This window comes from Vibrio aerogenes (assembly GCF_024346755.1).
GTDB classification, from domain to species: domain Bacteria; phylum Pseudomonadota; class Gammaproteobacteria; order Enterobacterales; family Vibrionaceae; genus Vibrio; species Vibrio aerogenes.
Genome location: NZ_AP024861.1, coordinates 1,002,830 through 1,016,832, shown reverse-complemented (window position 1 = coordinate 1,016,832; position 14,003 = coordinate 1,002,830). Strand labels below are relative to the sequence as shown.

Sequence of the window (14,003 nt, the reverse complement as noted above, 5' to 3'; positions counted from 1 at the left end):
GCAGCAGACATGCCGGAACAACCGGGTCACCCCGGTTTAGTCTGCCAGTTCATGGGGTAAAAAAGGAATCCGGTACAATTTTTTGCCAGAGAACATCTTCAGCTGCGCCGTGCGCCCGGCTGATTCGACGCCATCCCGCTGACCGTGACTGAGCAGCGCATCCACAACAATTTGTTCATTTTCCCATCTCACCCGCTGAACATACGCGGTACCAAACAGAATGTAAGGGAATCCTTGTTCCGTCAGTGGTGCCGGCATCTCACCATTGAGAATTCCTTCCTGATAGGAGCCACCGTGCAAAGGGATGTGAGTGCCTTCTGCGGTTTGATACAACGCATTGCCCCAGGGTTCGTCCGGACTGAATCCAAACGCAACCAGCGCATTGACTGACTTTTCCAGCGCTTCAATGAGCACGGGCGCACTGTGCGGCGTGATTTCAAGCTGAGACCCCAGTTCAGGATCGCCACTGGCCGGGACTTTGAGCAGGTCAGTCTGGACAATTTGATTCCAGAACAGATGGAACAACAGCGCGCCTTTGCTCTCTGCGTTATTCTTCCGGTCCCACTGCTGTAAGACACTGAACCCTTGCCGGGCGGCCTCTGAATGAGCCACATCAGAAAGTGCCAGAATGCTATCTAAAAATGTTTCAGCTGCATAATTACGGTTATCAAATATGATCTGTAAAACGCTTTCGGGCGTCATTTTCCCTTCAGCCAGCAGCTCCCTGATTCTTCGTGAAGACATGATCAACCTTGGGTCATATCTTAATCCGGCAGCAATATGCTTCCCGATTTGGTGATCGGCCTTATGCTGACCAAACACCGATGGATAGTCGGGCTGTACCTGACCGTACTCGGTGAATTTATAGCTGTTATTGGTATTTTGAATCACACCCCGCGTGAAAACATTGGGATAGAAAGAAGCCGCAGGTAATAAAGGCCGGTTATCCGCATCACGAAAGGCACACCGGCTGCGGGTACCATCCAGCACATGAAATGCTGCCGATGCATCACCGATATGACATTGTGCCATTTCTTCATCGCTCACCGGCGGCACATTACCCGCCACCACATACGCCGCCTCACCGTGGCGATCCGCCACAACCAGCTGACACAAAATACCGCGGTTATTTTCTATTGCAGAGACAAATTCACGTGTTGAAGTGGCTTTCGCTGCCGCAAGAAACTGGTCCAGCCCTCTGGCATTTCTCTCTCCCGGATTGGTGATCGCATACCACCCCTGTGGTTTTCCCGGCCGCTGAGGCAGATGATAGAGGAGACCCAATTCAGATTCGATAAACTGGTAACGCCGGGTTTGCAGCTCACCCGGCTTTTCAAGGACCTCAACCGCAACGGTTCTGATTGTGACCGGTTTTCTTACATCATCCATCCGGTAAGTCAGTTGACCATTAACAGGCGAGACATCCATTTTCTGCATGACATAAGGCGTCACCGTCGCCGCATCTAAAATGCTCCAGGACACATCGGTATTATATCCGGTCATCGGCAGAGGAAAGCCGAGAAAAGACGTTCCGGCGACATCCAGTTCTCCCGGAATCGTCAGATGATACTGATGCATGTAAATTCGTTGTTGGTGCGGGGTACGTTTCCAGGCTGAATGCGGATTACCCAGCAATATCGCCCCGCCACCTTCGACCACATCCCCGCCAAAAGCCCAGGCATTACTGCCAAAACCGCCCTCTGTTTCGACCGCTTTTGCATGAGGAGAATCTGTTTCACCATCATTGGCCAGACTATCATCATCGGCCAGACTATCATTGTTGAACTGACTATCATCATTGACCTGACCATCCGGCAGCGAAAGGCTTTTCCATGCTTCAGAAGAAGACACAATATAAGGACCAATTTCCACCAGCTCTTTCATAATGCCAAAGCGCATCGCGGAGCGCACCACATCCGCCGCTTCAAACGTCACCAGATGTTCATCCGGACCAAGCCGCTGGCGCTCGTCGTCCGTCATCTGCGCTACATGGTGGTTCAGACCATTCACATAACCCCGGATATAATCACGGATCTGTCCACTCAGTTTTGCCAGTGCTTCTGCAACCCACGTTTCCGGCAATCTCATCCGGAAGATCAAATCGGAATTCAGATTGGTCGTTTTCAAAAAACCAACCGTTGAAAATCCGTCAGCGCCATAGTATTTCGAGCGATCTCCCCGCAGCGCAATCGCCTGCCCTGCCAGTTCTAATAAACGGTCACGGGCATGGACACAGCCATAGCCAAACCCCAGAGCTTCATAATTATCTGCTTTGATATGGGGAACATCATTCTCTGTCCAGCAGATCTCTGCCTGATTTAATTCTTTCTTATTCATTCAATTAAGCGCTCATTTCGCTTGCGGGTACGATTTAATCCACCAGGGTCTGCTGACCCTAAATACCAGTTCCTAATTGTAGGTCACTCAGGCAGATATCGAACACAGACACGCATAAACCCATCCTTGGGGCTCTGCCGCGCCTTCCCTGGCGCGGAAGGTCTGCTTATCGATATCTGCCTCGTTACCAAAAGTGGAGCATATTTAGGAACAGGTATTTAGATATATTCACCTGAATATACCGTGACCCACAGTTAAATACGATTCATTCTCATAAACATTATCATATATAAGGATACTTTTTGAGAAAAATCACGCATATGAAAAAAACAGGGCAAGAGAAAACCGCGATAAAACCAGGAAAGCCTAAAATATAAAGCGACATCAAATCCGGGGGGATGGATTCATCAGACGATCACCATTCATACCCATATGATCTGCGACTCTCCATTCATTTTCCCGCTTCAATCATTTTCTCTTCAATCATAGTTCAGTGTGCTTGAGCGTTTTATCTTCGTACATTTTTTTATCTGCTATCGATAAAATTTCCTGAATCAGTTTCGGATCCGCTTTACCCTTGAAAATATGGAATCCAATACTCAGTGACAACCATATTTTATCATTATTCCAATGAAGAGGTCTGGACTCTAAAAAAAGATGTATTTTCCGGATAATGAGTTCCACATCTTCCTTTTTGGACGTACGTCTGAGAACGATAATGAACTCATCGCCCCCAACTCTTGAAATAAAATCCGTCGTTCTTAAACATTTTTGCAATGACAAGGCCATATGTTTCAATACCTGATCACCGGCTTCATGTCCCAGCGAATCATTAATTTCTTTAAACTTGTTTAAATCAATGTTTAATACCGTGAATTCTACCCAGGCTCCTTTTCTTGCCATGAGCAAGTTCAATTCACTAAACAGATAACGTCGGTTTGGTAACTGAGTCAGTTCATCGTGTAAAGAGAGATTATGAGCCCGCAGATAGTTACTGATAAAAAACATCATTAATATATAGCCAGCAACAAACGTTACAATGCCAAGACTCACAAAAACATGCCTGAACCGGCTGATACTTTCAATGTCACTGAGGTTTTGATAACGGGCAAATAATGTCCACGCGTCATTCGGTAAATATATCGGATAACTCATATCAAATTGTGTTAAAACACTTGCATCGCCTTCAATCACTCTTTCTCCCATGCCGTCATGAGTATCGGCAACGATAGCGACTTCAACGCCCTGCAATTGATGAAGCCCGGAGGTTTCGATCAGCCTGTCATAATTGATCACAACACTTAAGCCCCCCCAGTAATTGTTGTTATAGGGCAAATCGGTAAAGATAGGATATCGGGCAATCAACCCCCGCCCACCCTGCACCAATTCTAACGGCCCGGCAATCACCACTTGTTTGGTTTCTCTGGCCATCTGGACGGTTTTGTACTGTGCCGGCACAGTCCGGAAATCCAGACCCACGGCTTTTTCATTGCCTTTCAGGGGATACACATAGGATATGACGTCATCTGGCGCTAAGCCGATGTTTCTTACAAGCGTCGCTTTAGACACAAATGGTTCAGACACCTGCTTCCAGTTTTTCATTGCGAACTGTGGATTCAGGGCCACAACTGTAGCAAAACTGTCTGCCAGATATGCATCGCGATATATATATGCTTCGATACTATACCGAACTAAAGCCAATTCATGTTGGATCGACTCTTTTGCCTGTTGAATTTGTTTGTCTACAAACCGCTCGGTCAACAGGTTAATGGTTGTATATGCAAAAAAACCATAAATGATACTTAATAAAATAAATATCCATCGGTTAAATTTATACTTTTTTACCAATACAATTCCCTTGATCAAGTCATCTCATTAGATATTAGTTCAAATGAGATGAATCGACATAAGCAATCTTAAAATGCAGGCATGTATCCTTCTTTTAAATTTATCTGACAAAAAGGCCGCAGAACACACTGATGTCAGTCTGTTCTGCGGCCTTTTACAGGAAATAACCGGAAACGGCTGCTGGTTTACGGCTGTTGAAGCTTCGTTTTCGCTGCTTCTACTTTTGCGAAATCAAGGCCCAGCTCTTCAACGGCTTCTTTGATTAAAGATGGGTTCTGCATCACCTGCCCCATTAACAACTGAACCTGTTCCTGAGGCAAGTTCAGCTGACCCAGTGTTCCCATGGCAGCCAGCGGGTTTTGTGTCAGTGCCTCAAACAGTTCACTGATTTTTTCATCGCTGATGTTATTCTCTTTCAACATGGCAAGAATCGGATTCATCATATTACCTTTTCACTTCTGAATAAAAGAAAGCCGCAGTTTAACATGATATTATTGCAGCCGACATTATCCAACGTGCGCTGAAACCAAAGCAGAAGCATGACGCGCTTGCCCGCTCTGTTCCCACACATAATACAGATCCCAGTCTTGCTCATGACTGAAGCGAAAACCATTCGCCTTGTAAAAATCATTGGAAGGACTGCCTCTTAACGCGCCCAGCCGGAGCGGATAATTCAAACCTGATGCCATCTCTTTTATCCGGTTTAAAGTGTAATAGCCAATCCCTTTTCCCTGATACTCAGGCAAAATATAAAGATGAGACAGATATAGGTAGCTGTCTTTTGTTGATAAGGAATAAAAGCCGACAATACGATTTTCGACCAAAATCATCGAAGTTTCTTCCGGACAAAAATGATCCAAAAAACGATCACGGGCCCGCTTTGGATCAAATCTGCCGATCGCTTCCAGACTTTCTCTCATCGCCTTGACGCGTATTCCGGCAAGTAACTCCCCATCAAAATATTGTGCTTTCTGGTACTTCACTTCCACGATACTTCCTTATATTAAAATAATTCATCACGCTTTATTTCTGAACCGGGCTCCCAAATACGGCGCCGGAAACATCATGTGATTGTTGATTTATATTCGATAATAAGCCGGTTAAATCCCTGTTATCCGACTGACATACCTGTATCGTTTTTAATCAGTTGCACACTCATACTACCTGATAAATTCTCTATTGATAATACAATTAAATAAATTCTTACGAAGATGAATATCAATCATGTGAACAGATGATCATATTTAATGACATCGTTTTATCCGCTTCGGGATATTGATTACCAGGGCGTGTTTATCTTTTATAGCCGAACCTGTAGTCGCCTGAAAATTGCGCAATCAAAGATGGACAGAAACGTGTTAGATTTTTAACTCTACCCGGCGAGTTTCGAATTAATTTATCTATGGCTTAACGCCCGCAACAGCGGTAAATTGTAGTGAAATATTTTTGTATAAAATAGCGGAGCCACTACGAACCAAGCCAAGCGTTTTTAGTCCGATTTAATTTTCTTGTTAGACGGGGATCTCCATCGTACCAATATGACTTGCAAAGCCACCAACTTTCACACTGATTATTTTTGAATTCTCTGACTCAACAGATGCTGTAATTATTGAAGTACAATTCATAGCCCTACCTTGTTCAAAGACATAATCACGATCTATTCCCAGATGTTCTGTAAGATAACACGCTAAAGCACCGCTAGCGCTACCAGTAGCCGATTCTTCTGATATACCAAGCAATGGTGCAAAATTACGGCAGCTTGCTGTAAGCATATTTTCTGGTTTATAAAGCTCAAAAACATGAAAACCAACAACTTTGTGTTTTTTACAGAAGTCTGCAATAAGTTCAGAGGTATAGTGATTTTTGGTATATGTGTTGAAGGGATTGCGGTGTAGCCTGTTGATTGATCTCGCCAGATCAACAACCAACAGGAGATACACCGCATGGCAGCAATGTATCGAGTTAAACCGTTGTTAGGTGGAAAATTAAGCCTGAGAAACTATAACGCCCAAGTTGACGAGACTTACGCGATGATCAAGGCGCTGAATAAGCTCACAGGGTTAGGCATGCCTGAAACTCAGTATATCATTTAAGAATTAAGCACTATGAGACAGGCATGTCCTCTCTCTGAATTAAGCAACAAAGCCCTATTCTAGACGAACTTATAATCTATAAATCAAAAAAGCGAGTTAACATGTTGAATCGTATCACCCAAACCACTATAGCGATTGTCCTCGTCCTTATTCTCGAGCTAATTGTTTATTCCCTACTTGTTAAACCCTATATTCGCCACTGGGGAGCAACCGACTTTGAATATAACATGGACCTCGCTGGTGATGGCGATAACATGTTTATTGCGTCGACCCGAGCCATTGAAATCGATGCATCCAAACCAGAAGTTTGGCGTTGGCTGATGCAGCTTGGCGCAGATCGCGCTGGCTTTTTTAGCTATGACTTTATTGAAGAAGCGTTGGGCTACAACACTAAACACACCGATATGAACACGCCCCAATTCAAAGATCTAACGACCAATGATATCGTTAGGGGCACAATCAACGAGGACAAAGCCGCTATTCCGTATAACTTCAAAGTGCTTCTCGTCGAGCCTGAAGAAACATTTGTACTTGAAAATTGGGGAAGCTTCTTACTCAGATCTGTGGATGACGACACCACACGAGTGGTCATCAGAACACAGGAGTTAGCAAGCGGTGAGCTGTTCACTAAGTTCAAACATCAATTAGCCATTGCATTTCACTACTTAATGGAACGCAGAATGCTATTGGGCCTAAAAATTAAAGTTGAAGACACACTAGCTCCAACTTACAGACGTGATAAAGATGTTATGTGGCTAGCATCGATTATACTGTCGGGTTGCCTCAGTTTTGCTCTTATCTTTGCTCTAAAATCTTTCGTTGCTCAGTTAGTGCTTCCTTCTTTTCTTGGAGGGGCTTGGTTAGGAACATTATTCGTTCTCAGCCCTGTTATGTTGAATGGAATCGCTCTACTGGCTGTCGTTACATTAGTTTGGATCGTGATAACTCTGAATGGAAAAAGAAAATTGCACGAGCCGGAAGCTGACGCGGCTTCAACTTCTGACTAGTTAAGAAAATTTAAATAGGGAAGTTGATAAGTCCTACTCACCAAAATCAATCATCGGCTTCCAGTTTTCCGCGCATGTATAGGTGGAACCTTCGCCCATATCAGCCAAGGATCGAGTCAGAAAATCCACAAACACTCTCACTTTAACAGGCAAATATTCACGCTTCGGGTAAATCGCGAACACGCCACTGTCTGGTTGCGGTGGTCTGAAATAGGGATACAGGGAAACCAGTTCGCCACGTTCCAAGCCCTTCCTGGCAAGGAAGTGCGGAAGTTGAGCAAAGCCCAAGCCGTCAGCACACATATATGCCATCGCTTCACCATCATCAGTGATATGGCTGCGCTCTAATTCGTAAGGCATATATTCGCCTGTTTCATCAGGTAAAAAGATCGGCTGAAGCTGTTGGGTTTCTTTGATTCGAAAACCAATCCAACGGTGTTGATGGAAGTCTTCTGGGCAGTTTGGCGTGCCATGCGTTTTCAAATAGTCCGGCGAAGCACATATCAGGAAATCCATCGGGCTCAAGCACCGTGCCACCAGCCGACTGTCTTTGACGTACCCTGTGCGTAAAGCAATATCAATCTCGTTTTCGATGATGTCCACATGGAAGTCGTTGATATCAAGTTCCAGCTTTATATCTGGGTATTGTTCACAAAACGCTTTCAATAACGGGCGAAGATAGATATGCCCGTAACAAACCGCCGAATTGATTTTTAACGTGCCACAAGGGGAGTTATTCAGATGTTTCAACTCATCCTCACAGGTGGTGAGATCCTGAAACATTTTACGGACAGTATCGGCATAACGTTGACCCGCAGTGGTGATTCGCAACTGTCGGGTCGAGCGCTGAAATAATGTCAATCCCAGCTGTGCCTCCAACCGGCTAATGGCCTTACTTACAGTGGAAGGATCGCTGTTACACAGCCTTGCTGCTGCCGCAAAACTGCCACCATAACAAGTGGCTAAGAAGATTTCTAATGATCTAAGTTTATCCATAAATTGAGAGTATCCGTAAGCTAAGTGTATCCATCATCTACACACAAAAGTCGCGTATTTGGTGATTGACTATACCAAGAAAGATTCATGAATAGTATTCATGACTAATTGGGATATCGACCTATTTTTCCAACACATCCCTGCTAATAAAATCCTCACCTATAGACGTTTACAGATCAATGAGATTGAGAATTTATGTTGAAGCACTTCATTTCAAACAAACTACCCGCAGGTCACCCTCTGACCTATTTATTCCTGGCGTTTATTACTATGGCAGGGCTTTCCTACATTAACTTCATGCCGGGACTGGTTAACGCACTGGCCGGCAACATCGGACTCAATGAAGCAGAAGCCGGACAAATCGTTGCACTCAACGGCTATGGTGGTTTGATTGGCAGCACAATTGCCATCTTTTTGGTGCGACGTATTCAATGGCAACCGGCCATGTTCTTGTTCTTAGTGTTATTGGCAGCGATTGACCTCTCAACAGTATGGGTAAGTAAGCTATCGGCAAGTACATCAGGGGTTAGTAATTACACGCTGATGCTGGGCTGGCGCTTCTTAGCAGGCACGTTCGGTGGTCTGAGTCTTGGTATTGGCTTTGCTGTTCTTGCCAGATTGAATAACCCGGATCGCGCCTTTGGCACCCTGCTCTTCATACAGTTCAGCATCGGCTCCATCGTCATGTATTTCTTACCCGAACTAGAAGCGCAATTAAACGCCTATGCGGTGTTTTATGTGATGGCAGCGTTCGTAGTCTTGAGCCTAGCGTTTTTGCCTTTTTTACCGGCGCTTTCTCTTAAACACTCAACGTCAAATCAACCAATAAGTGGCCGCACTGCATCGGTGCCTAGCACATCACACAATGCCTTATTGCTGATGCTCGCGATCATAACCTACCAAATCGCGGCCAGTGCCATTTGGGCTTATGTCGGGTTGATAGGCCTTGGTGCAAACATCAGCAATGACGATGTCAGCGTGTACATTGCGACGACTGGATTGTTAGGGCTGCTCGGCGCCATGTTACCTGTGATCAACGGCAATCGTTATGGGCGCTTGTATTGGATCATTGCTGGTGTAGCCATGTCGGTGACATCCGCTATCATACTCAGCGCATCCCAACTAACACCGCTGTTTTATGTCATCGCGATGTCTCTGCTGTTTTTCTCCTGGCCAGCCATTCAATCCTATTTATTGGCGGCCGCGGCTGAACAGGACCCAAGTGGCAAGCTCTCTACCATTGCGGCCGTCGTTTCATCAATCGGCTTAGCGAGCGGCCCGCTGATCGCCTCTGGTTTGCTGAGTGAAAAGAGCTTTTCACTGATGCTCTACGTCTGCGCCGCCATCTTTGTGTTGAGCTTCATCCTCTTACGCAAGCCCGTTCAGACCCAAGAGAAAGAACACAGTATGAGGCAACCGGCTCAATCCCCATCGTGAGCTTAAATGGAGAACTCACTCCCAATAAATCGGAGCGGTTATATTGGGAAAGCTCTAAGACCGTGGCCAATTTTCTTGACCACTACACTTTCTACCTAATGCGGATATGTAAGTTTATGAAAAAAGTTTTAGTTATCAATGCGAACCCCAAACCTACTAGCTTGTGCAAATCTTTAGCTGAACAGTATATATCGGTTGCGAAAGAACAGCATAAAGTTGAGCAAATAAATATAGGTGACTTGAATTTCGAAATAAGTTTAGACGAAGGATATGATAAAATTACCGACTTGGAACCTGATCTAGTGGATTTTCAAAAGAAGGTTCAATGGGCAGAGCATGTTGTCATTGTCAGCCCCGTTTGGTGGGGAACGATACCAGCAAAATTTAAAGGTGCTATTGATAGAGCCTTTTTACCTGGCTTTTCATTCAAATATGTAGGTGGTAAAACAATTCCTGAGAAGCTGCTGAAAGGACGAACTTCTGAACTAATTGTTACACTTGATAGTCCACCTTTTTGGTACAAGTACGTCACAGGGAATGCAATATATAAACAGTTAAAGCACTCCATTTTGGGCTTTTCTGGTATTAAAAATATTTCTTCGACTTACTTTGGTCCGGTTATTAATTCTAATAGTGATACCAGGCAAGCTTGGTTGAATAAAGTGGCGAAGCTAGCGAATAGAATAAAGTGACTATGAACTAATAAACGCCCCAAGAAGTGGCGCCGCTTGAGGCGTCCTACTTGCTTAAATTGTTATATTTTTGTAGCACGTACTGATAGTGCTCAGTTATTTGTGAGAAAACAGCATATCTCGAGAAATTAAGGCTAAATTATTTTGGGGCAAAAATAAGTTAAATCAACCAGCTCACATGCCACTACTCAGGCTTCAACACCTCATAAACAAAAGGTAGCACAACAATCAAATATCCCTACAGATGAGGAGGCAAATTCACGAAAAATTTGTCAGCTTTCCTTTATAAAAATCATGCGCAGGATGCACTTACAAAACTGTTCCGACCAGCGATCACCAGAAGGATTTTCTGACATCACCCCAGCCAGAATCTTCATCAATGAAACCACTCAAGAATTCTCATCCTTGATAAACACAATCTTTTCACCAAAAAACCGTGATCCGCCGCAAAACCCAAATTCCAACAAAACCGACCATTTACCCAATCAGCACCCCGTAGTACGATACCTTGCATGAAAAAGACGCTCGAACACCTTCCCGAACATAAACAACAGGATATTCTGACCATTGCCGATATTCTGCGTGATACTGTGGATGGATTTGTCGCCGGAAACTTACATTTTGGGTTATAAGAAAATAGCTAAAACTTAGTTATTGACGCCATAGTCGTTTGTTATGTACGTTCGTTAAGTTTGGACGTAAGGATATGGTCTTCCCATTGTCCTGCAATTTTTAAGTACTTCCTGGCAACACCTTCTTTCTCGAAACCTAGTTTAAACAGCACTCTTTCACTCGCTACATTATGTGGAATGTAATTCGCCATTATTCTGTTAAGACCAACGATATCAAACATGTAACCTATCGATGCTTCGAGTATCTCGGTCATATAACCTTGACCTTCAAACTTTCTGGAAATGGAGTAACCTAAAAAGCAAGCTTGAAAAACACCGCGAACTATACCCGTAAAATTGCAGACACCAACAATTTCGCCTGCATCTTTATCCAATGCTACAAACTTAACTTCACTACCTTTCTCAAACGCAGACTCACTGTTTTTACACAGAGATAGCCAGTTGTCTATAGTATAAAATTCATCTGTACGAAGTGGGGACCATGGCGCTAAATGCTCACGATTTTCGAGTTCGTATGCAAGCATATCTGAGGCATGCTTACTGGACATCACTTCAATTCGAGTCCTTGCCGTATCTATCATTTTTCCTCCGGGCACATCACATTTTATACGTGCGCACGCGCTTTTACCTCGTTGGACCAGTAAAAACGCGTACGGTTAACTATCTGTATAAAAAGAACTTATCAGTTTTCTGCCAAATACACCATCTGGATTTTCTGACATCACCCCTGCCAAAATCTTCCATATCAATGAAACCACTCAAGAATTCTCATCCTTGATAAACACAATCTTTTCACCAAAAACCGTGATCCGCCGCAAAACCCGGATTCCGACCAAAACCACCATTTACCCAATCAGCACCCCGTAGTACGATACCTTGCATGAAAAAGACGCTCGAACACCTTCCCGAACATAAACAACAGGATATTCAGGCCATTGCCGATATTCTGCGTGATACTGTGGATGAATTTGTCGCTGGGAAAAGCGGTAAACAATCCGGCTTTAAGATCCAGAAAATTATCCTGTTTGGCAGTTATGCCCGCCCGCCGTCAGCCGAAGGAAAACCCGGCTGGGTGTATGACCCTGCACATGGTTATATCAGTGATTACGACATTCTGGTGATCGTCAACCGTATGGAACTGGTCGAAAACCTCAAACTGTGGAAACTGGCGGATGACCGGATTAAACGACGAATTGAGAAAATTCCGGTCGGTGTGATTGTACATACGCTGAAAGAAGTCAATCAATGGCTCAGGGAAGGTCAGTATTTCTTTCAGGATATCCGGGAAGAAGGCATAGAATTATACAGCATCGATAGCCGTGAGCTGTCTGTGCCGGGAAACCTGACGGATGAAGAAAGACGGGAAATTGCTCAGAAGCATTTCCAAAAATGTTTTCAGAATGCAAACGAGTTTTTCTTTGTTTACGAAACAGCATTAAATAAAGGCTGGTTGAATAATGCTGCTTTTCAATTACATCAAGCTTCGGAGCGATTTTTCGCCTGTACGTTGTTAGTTTGCACCAATTATCTTCCCAAAACCCACGATATCGAAAAACTTTGTCATTTCTGCGCCCAACAGGATGAACGCTTTCTTCAACTATTCCCGAAAGAGAATCAATTCCACCGCCGTAGTTTTCACCGCTTGCGGCGTGCTTATGTGGACGCCCGTTACTCTGAGCATTATGAAATTACCGTGGAAGAGTTGACGTATCTGTCTGAGGAAGTGGAAAAGTTGAAAATGCTGACGGAAGAGGTTTGTTTGGAGAGGATCACCTCCAAATAATATCGGTGAATCCCCAACCGGGGCGATACCAGCACCCCGGATTTTCATCTTAAAGGCAAGTGGCTGCGCGAGGCCGGGACTGGGTTTGGGACTGGTACGCCAGTCACCGTGAATATCACAGAGGATTGTATTGTGCAGATCCCAGACAACCCGCAGAAGCAGGCATTACGGGAACAACTGGCTCAGTTAAAAGCGGCGGTGGAGTGAGTTAAAAAATAGCCGGAGTGATTGGATCAACCCGGCTGTTTTCTTAAGGGATTCGAATGTAAACTTGTCAGTTCTTACAACTTTAAGATGCCAGCCGTAGGAAATTTTTTCTTTATTTCATCTAAATAAAATGTGGAATCATATTTATTCTTGACTCTATTGAAGTAATTACTCACATCGGTGATACATGGATAACCTGGTTCAAAAAAGTCGCTTATTGTATCAATATCTTTATTTTTCAGACATAGATAGAAAGCGTATATATTTTGCCAGAAGTGCTCAGAATCAGCTTCATTATCACCTAAACTTCTAACAAAAAGATCAAAGGCATTAATAAAATCTGTAGATGTTACCGTATCTCCATTTATTTCCCTTAATGCAATTCTAAGAGATGGATAATACAAGTGTTCTCCCCAGTTGGGATCACGATAAAAATATCCACCTTCACCTTTGAAAAAGGAAATGATCTCACCCTCTTCAAAAAAACAGGAAACATAATCTTTACACATTGAATATACTCCGAATCGTCAAACTGAGATTTCAGAACATTAATATCATTATCGTGTGATATTTTCTCAGTTCCTTTCACAGCAATTTCCTTTGCACCACCTTTAGTTTCACCGCCAGGCACCGACTCTTTCGGGTAAGCACCGGCTTCAATAGCCAGGATGAAAGAGGTTGCCCGGAAAGAATTACTGAGAACCAGATAGTTATATCCCGGCAGGAGCCGGGATGTTTTTCAATCAATAGACTAACGTTTTTTATATACTTCCAAGCAATCTTTTTTCTCTACAGATAACCTACCGCCAGCTCTATCCACTGTTATATTCTGACAAGAACATTCAGCAAAATGCTCTGGTAGTGAAAAAATAACATCTCCACAAACTGTACACTTATAATAAATTTTTTTTCCTGCCGGATATCCACTTGATACTTCAAAGTCAATTTTAATTAATTTATCTTCATTCATA

Annotated in this window: 14 protein-coding genes and 1 pseudogene; 6 read left to right on the top strand and 9 right to left on the bottom strand. The window is 43.8% G+C overall.

Annotation, left to right across the window (positions count from 1 at the left end):
• Window positions 1-36: 36 nt before the first annotated feature.
• The 5 genes from OCV29_RS04705 to OCV29_RS04685 all read right to left on the bottom strand — a co-directional run bounded on the left by OCV29_RS04705 (window position 37) and on the right by OCV29_RS04685 (window position 6,113).
• Window positions 37-2,337, bottom strand: coding sequence for a penicillin acylase family protein (locus tag OCV29_RS04705; RefSeq protein ID WP_073604645.1), 2,301 nt, complete (start codon window positions 2,335-2,337; stop codon window positions 37-39).
• Window positions 2,338-2,820: 483 nt separating this feature from the next.
• Entirely contained in the window at window positions 2,821-4,185 is a 1,365-nt protein-coding gene (locus OCV29_RS04700) for a sensor domain-containing diguanylate cyclase (RefSeq protein ID WP_261887370.1), read from the bottom strand.
• Window positions 4,186-4,370: 185 nt separating this feature from the next.
• Window positions 4,371-4,625 (bottom strand): DUF2999 family protein, encoded by a 255-nt coding sequence (locus OCV29_RS04695; RefSeq protein ID WP_073604288.1) that lies wholly within the window; start codon window positions 4,623-4,625, stop codon window positions 4,371-4,373.
• A gap of 66 nt (window positions 4,626-4,691) precedes the next feature.
• Window positions 4,692-5,174 (bottom strand): GNAT family N-acetyltransferase, encoded by a 483-nt coding sequence (locus tag OCV29_RS04690; RefSeq protein WP_217653302.1) that lies wholly within the window; start codon window positions 5,172-5,174, stop codon window positions 4,692-4,694.
• 522 nt (window positions 5,175-5,696) lie between these two features.
• A complete protein-coding gene (locus tag OCV29_RS04685) occupies window positions 5,697-6,113 on the bottom strand; it encodes a PhzF family phenazine biosynthesis protein (RefSeq protein ID WP_073604287.1) in 417 nt (138 codons plus the stop codon).
• A gap of 21 nt (window positions 6,114-6,134) precedes the next feature.
• Between OCV29_RS04685 and OCV29_RS04680 the strand changes: the two are divergent.
• A pseudogene (locus OCV29_RS04680) lies at window positions 6,135-6,278 on the top strand (IS5/IS1182 family transposase); the annotation flags it as partial.
• A 101-nt stretch (window positions 6,279-6,379) separates the two neighbouring features.
• Window positions 6,380-7,285 (top strand): hypothetical protein, encoded by a 906-nt coding sequence (locus OCV29_RS04675; RefSeq protein WP_073604286.1) that lies wholly within the window; start codon window positions 6,380-6,382, stop codon window positions 7,283-7,285.
• Between the two features lie 33 nt (window positions 7,286-7,318).
• On the opposite strand, the gene OCV29_RS04670 is transcribed toward OCV29_RS04675, so the two are convergent.
• Window positions 7,319-8,281 carry a LysR family transcriptional regulator gene (locus OCV29_RS04670; RefSeq protein WP_261887369.1) on the bottom strand — a complete coding sequence of 321 codons (963 nt, stop codon included), beginning with the start codon at window positions 8,279-8,281 and terminating at the stop codon, window positions 7,319-7,321.
• 195 nt (window positions 8,282-8,476) lie between these two features.
• Between OCV29_RS04670 and OCV29_RS04665 the strand changes: the two genes are divergently transcribed.
• Window positions 8,477-9,718, top strand: coding sequence for an MFS transporter (locus tag OCV29_RS04665; protein WP_073603740.1), 1,242 nt, complete (start codon window positions 8,477-8,479; stop codon window positions 9,716-9,718).
• A gap of 116 nt (window positions 9,719-9,834) precedes the next feature.
• Window positions 9,835-10,410, top strand: coding sequence for an NAD(P)H-dependent oxidoreductase (locus tag OCV29_RS04660; protein WP_073603741.1), 576 nt, complete (start codon window positions 9,835-9,837; stop codon window positions 10,408-10,410).
• Window positions 10,411-11,083: 673 nt separating this feature from the next.
• Here OCV29_RS04660 and OCV29_RS04655 read toward each other — a convergent pair.
• Window positions 11,084-11,623 carry a GNAT family N-acetyltransferase gene (locus OCV29_RS04655; protein WP_073603742.1) on the bottom strand — a complete coding sequence of 180 codons (540 nt, stop codon included), beginning with the start codon at window positions 11,621-11,623 and terminating at the stop codon, window positions 11,084-11,086.
• Between the two features lie 299 nt (window positions 11,624-11,922).
• On the opposite strand from OCV29_RS04655, the gene OCV29_RS04650 reads away from it, so the two are divergent.
• Together OCV29_RS04650 and OCV29_RS23645 are read left to right on the top strand one after the other, a co-directional pair.
• A complete protein-coding gene (locus tag OCV29_RS04650) occupies window positions 11,923-12,825 on the top strand; it encodes a HEPN domain-containing protein (RefSeq protein ID WP_073603743.1) in 903 nt (300 codons plus the stop codon).
• A 9-nt stretch (window positions 12,826-12,834) separates the two neighbouring features.
• On the top strand, window positions 12,835-13,032 hold the full coding sequence (locus OCV29_RS23645) for a SymE family type I addiction module toxin (protein ID WP_073603744.1): 198 nt from the start codon (window positions 12,835-12,837) through the stop codon (window positions 13,030-13,032).
• 74 nt (window positions 13,033-13,106) lie between these two features.
• Here OCV29_RS23645 and OCV29_RS04645 read toward each other — a convergent pair whose 3' ends face one another.
• Both OCV29_RS04645 and OCV29_RS04640 read right to left on the bottom strand, forming a co-directional pair.
• Window positions 13,107-13,541 carry a hypothetical protein gene (locus OCV29_RS04645; protein WP_073603745.1) on the bottom strand — a complete coding sequence of 145 codons (435 nt, stop codon included), beginning with the start codon at window positions 13,539-13,541 and terminating at the stop codon, window positions 13,107-13,109.
• Between the two features lie 242 nt (window positions 13,542-13,783).
• Window positions 13,784-14,002 carry a hypothetical protein gene (locus tag OCV29_RS04640; protein ID WP_073603746.1) on the bottom strand — a complete coding sequence of 73 codons (219 nt, stop codon included), beginning with the start codon at window positions 14,000-14,002 and terminating at the stop codon, window positions 13,784-13,786.
• Between the last annotated feature and the right edge of the window lies 1 nt (window position 14,003).

What these genes read in the sequence shown, in the direction of transcription:
- OCV29_RS04705 (WP_073604645.1), bottom strand. Translation starts at nt 2,337, where the DNA reads ATGAATAAGAAAGAATTAAATCAGGCAGAGATCTGCTGGACAGAGAAT.
- OCV29_RS04695 (WP_073604288.1), bottom strand. Translation starts at nt 4,625, where the DNA reads ATGAATCCGATTCTTGCCATGTTGAAAGAGAATAACATCAGCGATGAA.
- OCV29_RS04675 (WP_073604286.1), top strand. Translation starts at nt 6,380, where the DNA reads ATGTTGAATCGTATCACCCAAACCACTATAGCGATTGTCCTCGTCCTT.
- OCV29_RS04670 (WP_261887369.1), bottom strand. Translation starts at nt 8,281, where the DNA reads ATGGATAAACTTAGATCATTAGAAATCTTCTTAGCCACTTGTTATGGT.
- OCV29_RS04665 (WP_073603740.1), top strand. Translation starts at nt 8,477, where the DNA reads ATGTTGAAGCACTTCATTTCAAACAAACTACCCGCAGGTCACCCTCTG.
- OCV29_RS04660 (WP_073603741.1), top strand. Translation starts at nt 9,835, where the DNA reads ATGAAAAAAGTTTTAGTTATCAATGCGAACCCCAAACCTACTAGCTTG.
- OCV29_RS04655 (WP_073603742.1), bottom strand. Translation starts at nt 11,623, where the DNA reads ATGATAGATACGGCAAGGACTCGAATTGAAGTGATGTCCAGTAAGCAT.
- OCV29_RS04650 (WP_073603743.1), top strand. Translation starts at nt 11,923, where the DNA reads ATGAAAAAGACGCTCGAACACCTTCCCGAACATAAACAACAGGATATT.
- OCV29_RS04645 (WP_073603745.1), bottom strand. Translation starts at nt 13,541, where the DNA reads ATGTGTAAAGATTATGTTTCCTGTTTTTTTGAAGAGGGTGAGATCATT.
- OCV29_RS04640 (WP_073603746.1), bottom strand. Translation starts at nt 14,002, where the DNA reads ATGAATGAAGATAAATTAATTAAAATTGACTTTGAAGTATCAAGTGGA.